The sequence below is a fragment of the Chamaesiphon sp. GL140_3_metabinner_50 genome, from assembly GCF_025361915.1.
In the GTDB taxonomy this organism is placed as follows: Bacteria; Cyanobacteriota; Cyanobacteriia; order Cyanobacteriales; family Chamaesiphonaceae; genus Chamaesiphon.
Genome location: NZ_JANYJC010000289.1, coordinates 1 through 11937 on the forward strand (window position 1 = coordinate 1; position 11937 = coordinate 11937).

Consider the following 11937-nt stretch of genomic DNA (forward strand, 5'->3'; position numbering starts at 1 on the left):
ATATGAATGGATTGAAATAAATGCTTATTCTAGCTGGCAAGCTCTTGTATTGTCTGTCGAAAAAATTCTTAGAGAATTTGGAGAGAATTATGCAATTAATTTTGTCTAGGTACTTATTAGTCCGCGAAGGCGGACTTTGCATCATCAGCGGAGACTTCAGTCTCCAGGCGACTCTCAACCTAAGTGTAACTGCGATGTATGGAGATCGTTAGCGTAGCCTATCCTAAAAACGATCGCCCGCTCCCTCAAAATCTGTTTGAATAGTAATAAGCCCACACTCTACACCTAACCATGCAAGTTAAAGCCGCTGTTGCCTTCCAAGCAGGTAAACCATTAGAAATTACCACCGTCGATCTCGCGCCGCCACAGGCGGGAGAAGTCCTCGTCGAAATTAAGGCTACAGGAGTATGTCATACCGATGCTTATACCCTATCTGGAGCCGACCCAGAGGGCTTATTCCCTGCGATATTGGGGCATGAGGGGGCGGGGGTAGTTGTCGAGATTGGATCGGGTGTCACGAGCCTTAAACCGGGCGATCGGGTGATTCCTTTATATGTGCCGGAGTGTCGTCACTGCGATTATTGCCTCAGTGGTAAAACTAATCTCTGTCAAGCGATTCGGCTCACGCAAGGGCGAGGGGTGATGCCCGATGGGAGCAGTCGTTTTTCTTATGAGGGGAAGATGTTGCACCATTATATGGGGACTTCGACTTTTGCTAACTATACGGTAGTTCCCGAAATTGCCCTAGCGAAAATTCGCCCTGATGCACCATTTGAGAAGGTATGTTTAATCGGTTGCGGGGTAACGACGGGGATTGGCGCGGTGATTAATACTGCCAAAGTCGAGTCGGGTGCGAATGTGGTGGTATTTGGGTTGGGTGGCGTAGGTTTGAATGTAATTCAGGCGGCGCGAATGGTGGGGGCAAATATGATTATCGGCGTAGATATCAATCCGGCTAAACGTCCTCTTGCTGAAAAATTTGGGATGACTCATTTTGTCAATCCGCAGGAAGTTGAGGGCGATTTAGTGCCCTATTTAGTGGATTTGACTAAGGGTGGTGCTGACTATAGTTTTGAGTGTATCGGCAATACCACACTGATGCGTCAGGCTCTGGAATGCTGTCATAAAGGTTGGGGCGTGAGTACGATCGTCGGCGTGGCTGGAGCAGGGCAAGAAATCGCCACCAGACCCTTTCAATTGGTAACGGGGCGGGTTTGGAAGGGTACGGCTTTTGGAGGGGCTAAGGGGCGCACGGATGTGCCCAAAATCGTCGATTGGTATATGGATGGGAAAATTAATATCGACGATTTGATTAGTGAGATAATGCCGATCGATCGGGTAAATGATGCCTTTGATGCAATGCACCGGGGTGAGGCGATTCGATCGATTTTAACGTTCTAGGAGCGGGGAGTAAGGAGTAAAGAGTAGGAATATCACTATCCACTATCCACTAGACGATACTTGCTTCTAAAGCTGCAACATCGGGAATGAGGAGGATATCACGATCGCGAGAAATTAGTTTTGCTGCTTCCATTTTGGTGAGTACGCGGGTGACAGTTTCGCGGGCTAAACCGCTCATGCTGCTGAGTTCGCGGTGTGGTAGATTGGGAATCTCGACACCACCACTCGCCACAGATTTACCTTGCCCTTCAACTAAAAATAACAGCGTATCGGCAACGCGGGAGGCACTATTCGATTCGCGCAACCGCAGACGGCGATTGACTTGGCGCAATCTTCTCGCCATTAGTTGTGCCAGCCTAATTCCGGCTAGGGGTTCGGTTTTGAGCAGTCTAACAAAATCTTCGGCGGGAATATTGACGATCGTGGCTGGAGTTAAGCTCAATACATCTGTAGATCGGGGGACTGGCTCTAATGCTGCCATTTCGCCGACAATTTCGCCCCTACCGACAATATTGAGCGTAATTTCACGCCCGTCGGCATTATAAGTCCGAATTTTGAGCCAGCCGCTCAAGACAAAGTAAACCGAGCTACCCCAGTCATTTTCCAGTAAAATCATTTGATTGGCTGGGTGATGGCGAATGGCAGTTCGATCGAGTACTGGTTCGATCGCGGCGGCTGGTAATTCACTCAGGAACGGTATCGAAGCCATCGCTTCCCTAACGGAAAGCTGTGCTGGTGCTTGAATGTTGTTGTATCTATTATCCATACTCTGGGTTTCAATCTACTCAAAAGGAGAACTGATGCAGCCCCAGCAATTCGCAGCTTGCTGTGACAACTTTATTTACAAAAGCAAGAGCGTTTACACTTTGTCATTATCCCCCGATTACCTGAGCATTGCCTCCTTGAGAGGTAATCTATATTTGTAGTGCTATGGACTGACGGCTTAAACTAGTATGCCCATAAAATCACCTCTTCCCACCATTTAAGACGATGAATTTACCAAACTCGATTACACTTTCGCGGCTATTGGGTTTACCGATCGTTGTTTATTGCCTTTATAGCGATCGATCGAGCATTCGGTGGGTGGGTTTTGGGGTATTTTTACTGGCTGCTTTGACTGACTGGTTGGATGGTTACGTTGCTCGTAAACTAGATCTAGTCACCGATCTGGGTAAATTTTTAGATCCGTTGGTTGATAAGTTGCTAATTTTGATTCCGCTATTAATCCTCATCGAATTACATTTAGTACCAGCAGTGGGGGTTTGTTTAATTCTCACCAGAGAACTGACGATCGCCGGGTGGCGAGTCGGTAAAACTCAGATTAGTGGTGCCAATAATTGGGGCAAAATCAAGACTGTCAGCCAAATTATCGCGATCGCAATCCTCATTGCACCCATCTCGTCAACGTCTTTCCCCTGGCAAATTGACAACTGGCATTTTTATGGATTAGCCGCTTTTTGGATCTCTGTCGCTTTGACTCTCATTTCTGGCTTAATTTATCTGCTTCCGCCTAAAACTCAATCTGAGGAAGGATTGTAGCCGATCGCAATCGGCGATTATCCTCCGATCGAAATGTTTTATGACGATCTTAATATTTAATTAATAACTTGAATTTATTGGTTGTATTATGGGTGCAAATGTCTTCTAGGCATGGGGTTCAGGTGAGAATGAGTCTTAGTTTGCGCCGACGAGCTGCCAAATCGCTCCCACATCTTCATGAGATTTAGCTTTACAATAGGTAACAGTAAGTGACCCAAACTTGTGATTCACCCGATCGGACCTCACCTGAATGGTCGGTAGATATCCTGGTTTCGGTTAGGTCGTTCTTGGAGTAAGCTATCTGATGGAATATATCGAAAGAGTGCTCGAAAAAATCAAGCACTGGGCTGGCAAGTTAATTGAAGCAATATTAGGCCCAGAAATGCAGCCAGAACCAGAACTAATCCCCATCCCTGTAGACGACAGACTGCGGAGATCGAGATAGTTAGGAGACTGAGTAAATGGTAGAGATCGATAGTAATGCTCCTCAATTGAGCATTCTAGTTTTACACGGCCCAAATCTCAATTTATTAGGATTGCGGGAGCCAGACATATATGGAGTTTCAACTCTAGCGCAGATCGATACCCAACTAATTGAGTTGGGTCGGTCGTTTAATACCGCGATCGAGTCTTTTCAATCCAACCATGAAGGCAGCTTGGTCGATAAAATCCATGACGCGCGCGAGCTTCACGATGGAATTGTCATTAATGCTGGCGCACATACGCACACTAGTATTGCCATTCGCGATGCGATCTCTGCGGTGAAAATTCCGACGGTAGAAGTTCATTTAAGTAATATTTACAAGCGCGAAGAATTCCGCCACCATTCATACTTAGCCCCGATCGTTATCGGTCAGATTAGTGGTTTTGGCGCGCACAGTTATCAGCTCGGTTTGCAAGCTTTAATCGTTCATTTAAAGTCAGGGATTAGGTTTTAGGATTTAGGAAGATTTTGGATTGAGAATTTATCCAGTTTCTCTTGAAAAGGTGCTTGACATGGGGGAACCTTATGAACGCACTTTTCGCTCCCAGCCCCTGTCTCCTCAGTAATCCAGGGTGGTTCTATACATAAATCTAAAAATGCCAGAATCTATTTGCTTCGCTCAGACACCGCCCTGAAATGAATTTGCGGATGCGCGCTCGTCGGGTTTCCCGACGGTTTAGCGCACCAAGCAGGGGCTAATAGCAGAAGTTCACTGAAGTGAACTGAAAAATTTTTGTAAGAGCCAATAGCAAAGGTTTATTTCAACGAACTGATTAATTTGGTAGTTCGTTTCAACGAACTTGAGCTATTAGCCACTGCAAGGTTGCGCTCAACCGTCGGGGAACAGAGGCGTACGCGCATCTGCAAATTTATTTCAGGGCGGTGCGTAAACGAAGCTGGGAGTCATACATTCTTTAATCAGAAGCTACCTTCAACGGACATCCCGATCCAATGACGTTAAGCGCGACTAGCACTAGAACCAATCCAGGCGGGAGTAGTGGATACCCCTTGTGATGGCTGACTATCTTGAGCTGAAGGCGATCGCGGTAATATACACGAAAACGTACTACCTTCGCCCAGAATGCTTTCTACCCAGATCTGACCGCCATGTTGCTGGATGATACTCCGACAAATCGCCAGACCCAAGCCAGTACCTTCACCACTGCGGGCATCAGAAGCATCGACTTGCTGAAATCGCTCGAAAATTAACCCTAATTTATCTGCTGGAATTCCGCGTCCACAGTCGCGAACTTGAAATAACATCTGTCCGGCTCGTTTAGTAGCCGAAAACCAGATCGTACTGTTGCTAGGTGAAAACTTAATGGCATTACCGAGTAAATTGGTAAAAGTCTGAATCATCCGATCGCCATCTACCCAAACTTGTCCGCCTGTATTGCTGACGCATAACTTAATGCCAGCTTTATCGGTGAGGGGTTCGATCGCTTCAACAGTTTTGGTCATTAATTCCGATACCTTCCAGACCGATTTGACCATTGGTACCGTACCAGACTCGATCCGCTCGATATCGAGAATATCATTGACCAGCCGCATCAAGCGATCGGTACTCTCTACCGCAATCGTTAATAACCGTTTTTCCTTCTCTGGTTGATGATTTAACAAGCCGCTATCGAGCATTTTCAGCGAACCATAAATTGAGGTCAGCGGCGTGCGTAGCTCGTGACTGACAACCGCGATAAATTCTTCCTTCATCTTTTCGATCTGGTGACGATGGGTGACATCTAGTACCAACGAAAATACCGACTCCATCTGACCCGCATCATCTAGCAAAATGGAGTTGTACCATTCGCAATTAATAATTGTGCCATCTTGACAATAGTTACGATTAATGGTGACGTTGCTAGTTTCTAAGCCAGAAATCAATCGTGCCCTCACTTGGGCGATCCGCTCGGCATCTTCAGGAATTACAAATTGCCATTCATCGGGGCGTTTGCCCATAACTTGCGGAGCAGACCAGCCAAAAATCTTGGCGGCAGTTGCCGACCAGCGACTGACTCTAAATTCACGATCCCATTCGATCGCGGCAAAGGGCGAATTCTCGAAGTGGAAGTTGACTTTTTGGAGCGCATCGCGCAAGTCATTTTCGATCTGTTGGCGTTCGGTGACATCGCGGAGAATCATCGTACACACCTTTTCTGTCCCCAGTTCTAAATACGAAATCGAAGCTTCGGCGGGGAATTGGGTGCCATCGTTTCTGGTACCGATAACTTGTCTTCTGGTTTGCTGGGGTGGCTCCAGATGAGATTCCGACTCAGATGTTATTTGCGAATGGTGGCAATTATCGACATCGATAAAACCTGTGGGGAGCAGTAGATCTAACGATTTCCCGATCGCGGCGGCGGCTGGATAACCAAAAATTTGCTCGGCTCCTTGATTGAACAAGGTAATTTGGAGATCGCTATCGATGGCGATAATGGCATCGCTAGCAATTTCTAAAATTGCGGCAAACCGCGATCTCGAAATATCTAGTGCTGCTTCGGCTTTTTGGCGTTCGAGCAATTCGAGTTCGAGCCGATGGTTGATTTGCTGGAGATCGCGAGTACGTTCGATCACTCGTCGTTCGAGTTCGATTTTGGCTTGGCGCACGGCAGCTTCGGCTCGTTCGCGCAGATCGCATATCGAATCGATCGCATTAATAAGTTACTATCGACTTGTCCTTTGACGAGGTAATCTTGCGCGCCTTGTTGCACGGCAGAAATCGCCAGATCTTGGTCGTCTAGCCCCGTCAGGACGATAATCGGAATATTATAGTTGCGATCGGACAAATTTAGAAATGAAGCGATGCCCTGGCTATCTGGCAAGGATAGATCGAGCAAAATTACATCGAACTGGCTGTGGCTGGAATTATGGCGATCTCCAGTGCATTTCGATAATTGGTCGATTGCGGCAGTTAATGTCATTACGGGGGTAATGTAGCATTTGGTCGCGCTCTCTTCTCGCAAGATTTCTTGCAATAATCGAATATCGCCAGGGTTATCTTCAATTAGCAGTATGTTGAGGACAGTAGTCATGCTGCGCTCTGGGTATGGGGACTGGGAGTAAGGAGTAAGGAGTAAGAAGTAGGGAGTAAGGAGTGCTATTGTTTCTAAAACCTAAAACCTAAAACCTAAAGCCTAAAACCTATTCCGAAGGTAATTGAACGATCGTGAACCAGAAATCTTCGATCGACTGGATGATTTGGACGAATCGATCGAAATCTACAGGCTTGGTAATGTAGCAATTGGCATGAAGATTGTATGCCTTGAGAATATCTTCCTCAGCTTGGGAAGTAGTAAGTACGACAACCGGAATTCGCTGCAATCTTTCATCGGCTCTAATCTCAACTAGGACTTCTCGACCATCTTTGCGGGGTAAATTCCAATCTAGTAAAATCAGATCGGGATGAATAGCCTGACGATATTCGCCGTGACGGTGGAGAAAATTCATCGCTTCTACACCATCTGCCACTACGCTTAAATGAACATTGATTTCTCGATCGGCCAGAGCCAGACGGGTGAGATTGACATCCCCTGGATTATCTTCGACGAGTAAAATTTCAATGGCGCGGCTGTTTATGGGCATGTTGCGGAGTGGTACTACCTACTGCCGGGATTATAAAGTAGAATATCGCTCCGTCACAAGTTTGCTGTATATTTGGATGCTGCGATTCTAAATTAGATCGATCGGGCGTTGATTCCACCCAAATTGTACCACCATGACGTTCGACAATTTTCTTGCAGATGGCTAACCCCATGCCAGTACCGGGATAGGCGACTTGTGTATGTAAGCGTTGAAAGATCGTAAAGATGCGATCGGCATATTGAGGTTCGATGCCGATGCCATTATCGGCAATTGAAAAGCACCAAGCCGATGCCATCGCCAGCTCGTCGGCGATCGATGAGGATGCATCGGCAGAGACGGCTGCACCAAAAGCATCGGCTAATTTAACCCGAATTTCGATTTGGGGTGGAATTTCACCGCGAAATTTAATGGCATTGGCAATCAGGTTTTGAAATAGCTGGATTAATTGAGTGGCATCGCCCCAAACTATCGGCAGTGGCGCGACCGAAATCTTCGCTCCACTCTCTTTAATTGCCACGTAGAGGTTAGCAATGGCATCTTGGACTACGATATTGCAATCGACAGCCTCAAAGGGCTGTTTGCGGCTACTGAGGCGCGCATAGCTAAGTAATGCCTGAATCAAGGCTTGCATTCTGGTGGCACCATCGACGGCATAGCCGATAAATTCATCGGCATCGGCATCTAATTTGCCCTCATAGCGACGCGATAAGAGTTGCAGATAACTAATAATCATCCGCAGCGGTTCTTGAAGATCGTGCGACGTAATGTGTGCGAACTGTTCTAATTCGGCATTAGATCTGACTAATTCTTGGCGTTGGAGCTGTTCGCGTTCGAGCAGTTGCGCTTGAGCGAGGGCAATGCCAATTTGATTGGCAATTTGCACCATAATTTCTAGTTCTCTAGGGTGCCATTGTCGCGGTGACTGACAGTGATGGACTATTAATAGACCCCACAATTCATCGCGCAAATAAATTGGCACGATCGAACTTGCCTTAACTGCAAATTGCTGCAAAAATTCGACATAACAGTCTACATATCCGGCTTGAGTAATATTGGCAATAGAATAAATCCGCCCTTGGGCATATCGGGCATAATAGCTGCGATCGAAACAAGGATCGGCGATTTTACTCCCCAGTACTGCGGGATAATCTGCGTTGACTTGCTCTTGAACTACAGTCCCAGAGCCATCTGGATCGAACCTAAATATTAAAACGCGATCGACTGCTAATAATTTTTGGACTTCTTCGACAGCAGTCTGTAAAATTTCTTCGAGTTGTAAAGATTGACGAATTTTTTGGGAAATTTCGGTAGATAGTTGAGATTGCTTTCGCAAGCGCACACGATCGCTAATATCGATGATTGTCGCTCTACTACTGAGATAGTTACCATTTTCGTCACGAATTGCGATAACTGTCGCGCTAATCGGCACGATTTGGCCATCTTTACGAACCATCTGAATTTCGATATCTCGAATCCAGCCGCGTGTTTTGACTACCGCAAAATTATCGTTAAATGTGTGAATACTTTCTGGCGCAAGCAAATCTACAAACCGTTTTTGCCCGACAATTTCGGCTGCTTCATAACCTAACATTTGCAACCCGGTGCGATTGATCCTTAAAAATCTACCATTGGCATCGAGCGAATAATAACCACATGGTGCGCTGTCGTATAGCTCTTCAAATTCGGCAACATAGTCGCGCAATGTTGATTCGGCTTGTTCTTTGTCAATTAAATCCCAGTTGACTAATCCATACAAAATCGCCAGTAATAATAAATCGAGCAACCCCGAAATCCCGAAGGCAATTTGGGTATCTGCTAAACTCTGTCTCGACTGAGCTTGGATGCGATCGAGCGCGATTCGTTCCGATCTACTTAAATCCGTCGTCATTTGGCGGATGCGATCGATCGCTTGCTGCCCTTGTTGGGTTAGCACGATTTGACGCGCGGGGGTTAGTACTCGTGACTGGCGAGAGGCGATTGTGGCAGCTAATTCGTTGAGGTGAAGATCGAAGGTTTGCTCTAATTCGGTAAGTTGCGGCGACATTGGCGCATTGCTCAGTGCCGATCTTGCCGGATCGGATTTTAACTGTACCAACGACTTTGACTGCTCCCGTAACCTGTCGATATCGATCCGACGAGCGGTAAGATATTGAGGATTGTTTGTTAGTGCGTATTCTCGCTGACCGATTTCTACATTATTTAAAGTAGAAATCATCTTTTCTAGCATCGTGAGAATGCGTCCGCTGGCAATTGTCGATCGATTATTTTCGGCGACAGAATTGATGCTGTTGTAAGCTACAACAGCACTAGCCACTAATACTAGTATTGTTGAGATAAAGCCGATCGATACCTTAGTCGAGGCAATGTTTTTCATCTGACGATCGGCTGCGAATTGAGAATAACGATCCGATCCGATCGAATCGGATCGACGATAATTTGACAGACTAAATTTGGGGGCGGCTCGTGATGGTTTTCCAACGACTTTTATGCTTCATGCTGTTGCTCTATTAAAAATTTATCCGACCGCAGCCACATTTAAAATAGACATTCGCGTCCATGTCGATGCTTGCGCGTACGTATCGTTAACTTGGGCTTGACAAGCTGCATAGAAGATATAATCTGCCATCACCATCTGCTCATCATCATTATCTAATAATGCTGACACGATCGAGCGACCCAGGTTCGGCTGTTTGGGGGTAAAATACCCCGATAACAAATAATCGATCGCGCGTCGGATCTGAGGATAATATTTGTAGTAGTTATCAGGATCGTACCCATACTCCTTAAATAAGGCAATTTCGGGAATTGCCAATCCAAATCGAAAACAATTTTCTGCGCCGACAATCTGTTGGAGCCAGTAATTAGCTTTACCCAAACTGCCGATCGAAATCACGCCGTTGACAGTAGCCTCGATCTGTTTTAGATTCACATCTTCGATCGCTGCTGTCGAAATTTGCTGGGTAACATCTGCGGCGGCATACATCTGAGTCGTCAATCCAGCCGAGGCGGGAACGTAAACTACCTGCAATTTTTTGCTGACATCTGGATCGGCAGCGATAACTGCGGCTAAAGATTTAATTAAAGCGACAATCGATCGATCGAAATCGGGATCGGTAGACTCGTTAGCATCATCCGCTGTAGTTGCACAAACTTCGTCCAACTCGCCAAAAATAAATGTCCGCGCGACGATCTTGGTGTCGGGATACTGCCTGAGCCGATCGCATAAATTAATAATATGTAAAATATTTAATAGCTGTCGGTGTTGTCCGCCAATTGGTTGGAGCTGAAGATCGAATAATGAATCGACATCGATCTCGATTCCCTGCATCCGATTTAAAGTTTGGGCTAATACATACTTATTTACTCGTTTGACAGCTTGCCACTGAGATTGGAAGTGGAGATCGTCAGCTAGGGGAATCAGTTGTTCGAGATCTTCGATCTGAGTCATCCAAAGATCGCCAATGGCTGTTGTGACTAATTTAGCCAGACACGGATTGCCCAATAACCAGTGACGCGGGCCAGATGGCGGATGTTCTGTCTTTACAGGCGGCCGAATTTGGATTAAATTATGCTCTACCAACCACCGATCTCGATTGCGCGCCACTTTAGGGGGGATCGAGCGTAATCCACTAAGATGCTCGCTCGAACTAGTCCCAGTATTCAGTCGCGCCCGTTGTGGCATCCCCGCCAACGCGGCTTGAGTAGTTTGTAGAAGTAATGCACTCATTCCTGCCCGAAAATTGATACTTTCCATCATGATGTAGATTCCTGCGAGGTTCGCGATCGATGTCAAGATTGAATGTATTCTCTGTTGCAGAGAATTCTGATGGATGGTTGATTACCTATCTAGGTGGACATTTTAATCGACAATTGTGAGGAACTTGTGAGGATCGAGCTATTTTAGGGATTTTGGAAGATGGATTGTTATCGATTTACATATTCAATTTATCATCGTCCATTCAGGCGATCGCTGATTACCAGTCATGGCGAGTGGAAAGTGCGATCGGGGATAATTATGCAACTTACAGACGAGCGAGGTAGATCTCAATCGGGTGAAATTGCGCCGATTCCGTGGTTTGGCTCCGAATCGCTCGAAAGTGCGATCGAGTGGTGTCAACACATCGGCGATACGATTACCACCAGTCAAATTTATGGTATTCCCGATCGTTTACCTGCTTGCCAATTTGGGTTTGGGAGTGCCTTAACCGCTTTTAACCCCGCTTTAGATTTACCCTGCCACACCAATCTAGACATTAGCGCGCTATTACCTTCAGGTGCCGCTGCGATCGATTGTTTGCCAGCCTTATTGAGTCAAGGATACGCTACCTTTAAATGGAAGATTGGCGTACTGCCGATCGCCCAGGAGCTGGCAATCTGGGCACAATTAACGATGGCTCTACCCCCAGGTGTAAAGCTTCGACTCGATGCCAATGGCGGATTGAACTATGCACAAGCCGAGCAGTGGCTGAGTGCTGGTAGTTGCCAACCGCAGATCGAGTTTATCGAGCAACCGCTAGCACCCAATTTACTCGCCGAAACGATCGATCTAGCCCAAAAGTATCCTCTCCCGATCGCCCTAGATGAATCTGTCGCGACGTTCGATCGCATTCAAGCCACTTATGCTAGCGGTTGGCGGGGTATTTATGTCATCAAACCGGGTATTGCGGGGTTTCCGTGGCGATTAGCCGAATTTATTCAGCGTCACCAGCTCGATGTGGTGTTTTCGTCGGTGTTAGAAACCAATGTGGGTAAAACCGCCGCTCTACAACTGGCATCGAGCCTTAATCTCACCCGCAGCATGGGCTTTGGAGTCGATGACTGGTTTGAGGAGTAAGAGATGGGAGATGGGAGTAAGAAGTGCATATCTGTAGGTTGGGTTGAGCCTCGAAACCCAACATCCCTCCAGAGTTGGGTTTCGAGGCTCAACCTACGCA

The 11937-nt window shown here is 46.6% G+C and carries 12 protein-coding genes; 6 read left to right on the top strand and 6 right to left on the bottom strand.

Annotated elements, in window-relative coordinates; all coding sequences use genetic code 11:
* The first annotated feature begins 89 nt into the window (after positions 1-89).
* Both Q0R35_RS13970 and Q0R35_RS13975 read left to right on the top strand, forming a co-directional pair.
* Positions 90-212: a hypothetical protein gene (locus tag Q0R35_RS13970; RefSeq protein WP_295619344.1), complete on the top strand. Its 123-nt coding sequence runs from the start codon at positions 90-92 to the stop codon at positions 210-212.
* Positions 213-291: 79 nt separating this feature from the next.
* Complete coding sequence (locus tag Q0R35_RS13975) at positions 292-1401, top strand: S-(hydroxymethyl)glutathione dehydrogenase/class III alcohol dehydrogenase (RefSeq protein ID WP_295619347.1); 1110 nt, start codon at positions 292-294, stop codon at positions 1399-1401.
* Between the two features lie 49 nt (positions 1402-1450).
* Here the strand turns inward: Q0R35_RS13975 and Q0R35_RS13980 are convergent, their stop codons facing one another.
* On the bottom strand, positions 1451-2167 hold the full coding sequence (locus tag Q0R35_RS13980; RefSeq protein WP_295619350.1) for a Crp/Fnr family transcriptional regulator: 717 nt from the start codon (positions 2165-2167) through the stop codon (positions 1451-1453).
* Between the two features lie 224 nt (positions 2168-2391).
* Between Q0R35_RS13980 and pgsA the strand changes: the two genes are divergently transcribed.
* From pgsA to aroQ, 3 genes are all read left to right on the top strand, one after another.
* Positions 2392-2940 carry a CDP-diacylglycerol--glycerol-3-phosphate 3-phosphatidyltransferase gene (gene pgsA, locus Q0R35_RS13985; RefSeq protein WP_295619353.1) on the top strand — a complete coding sequence of 183 codons (549 nt, stop codon included), beginning with the start codon at positions 2392-2394 and terminating at the stop codon, positions 2938-2940.
* A gap of 304 nt (positions 2941-3244) precedes the next feature.
* Positions 3245-3385 (top strand): hypothetical protein, encoded by a 141-nt coding sequence (locus Q0R35_RS13990; RefSeq protein ID WP_295619356.1) that lies wholly within the window; start codon positions 3245-3247, stop codon positions 3383-3385.
* A 16-nt stretch (positions 3386-3401) separates the two neighbouring features.
* Positions 3402-3878 (top strand): type II 3-dehydroquinate dehydratase, encoded by a 477-nt coding sequence (gene aroQ, locus Q0R35_RS13995; protein ID WP_295619359.1) that lies wholly within the window; start codon positions 3402-3404, stop codon positions 3876-3878.
* Between the two features lie 503 nt (positions 3879-4381).
* On the opposite strand, the gene Q0R35_RS14000 is transcribed toward aroQ, so the two are convergent.
* From Q0R35_RS14000 to Q0R35_RS14020, 5 genes are all read right to left on the bottom strand, one after another.
* Positions 4382-6028 (bottom strand): PAS domain S-box protein, encoded by a 1647-nt coding sequence (locus Q0R35_RS14000; RefSeq protein WP_295619362.1) that lies wholly within the window; start codon positions 6026-6028, stop codon positions 4382-4384.
* Positions 5992-6453 (bottom strand): response regulator, encoded by a 462-nt coding sequence (locus tag Q0R35_RS14005; RefSeq protein ID WP_295619365.1) that lies wholly within the window; start codon positions 6451-6453, stop codon positions 5992-5994. The genes Q0R35_RS14000 and Q0R35_RS14005 overlap by 37 nt, the downstream gene beginning before the upstream one ends.
* 109 nt (positions 6454-6562) lie before the next feature.
* Entirely contained in the window at positions 6563-7003 is a 441-nt protein-coding gene (locus Q0R35_RS14010; protein ID WP_295619368.1) for a response regulator, read from the bottom strand.
* Positions 6978-9377, bottom strand: coding sequence for a GAF domain-containing protein (locus Q0R35_RS14015; protein WP_295619373.1), 2400 nt, complete (start codon positions 9375-9377; stop codon positions 6978-6980). Before Q0R35_RS14015 ends, Q0R35_RS14010 begins: the two co-directional genes overlap by 26 nt.
* Positions 9378-9518: 141 nt before the next feature.
* Positions 9519-10760, bottom strand: coding sequence for a glycogen/starch/alpha-glucan phosphorylase (locus tag Q0R35_RS14020; RefSeq protein WP_295619376.1), 1242 nt, complete (start codon positions 10758-10760; stop codon positions 9519-9521).
* A 159-nt stretch (positions 10761-10919) separates the two neighbouring features.
* On the opposite strand from Q0R35_RS14020, the gene Q0R35_RS14025 reads away from it, so the two are divergent.
* The gene (locus Q0R35_RS14025) at positions 10920-11837 is read left to right on the top strand and encodes an o-succinylbenzoate synthase (RefSeq protein WP_295619379.1); all 918 of its coding nucleotides are present in this window, start codon (positions 10920-10922) and stop codon (positions 11835-11837) included.
* Positions 11838-11937: the final 100 nt, after the last annotated feature.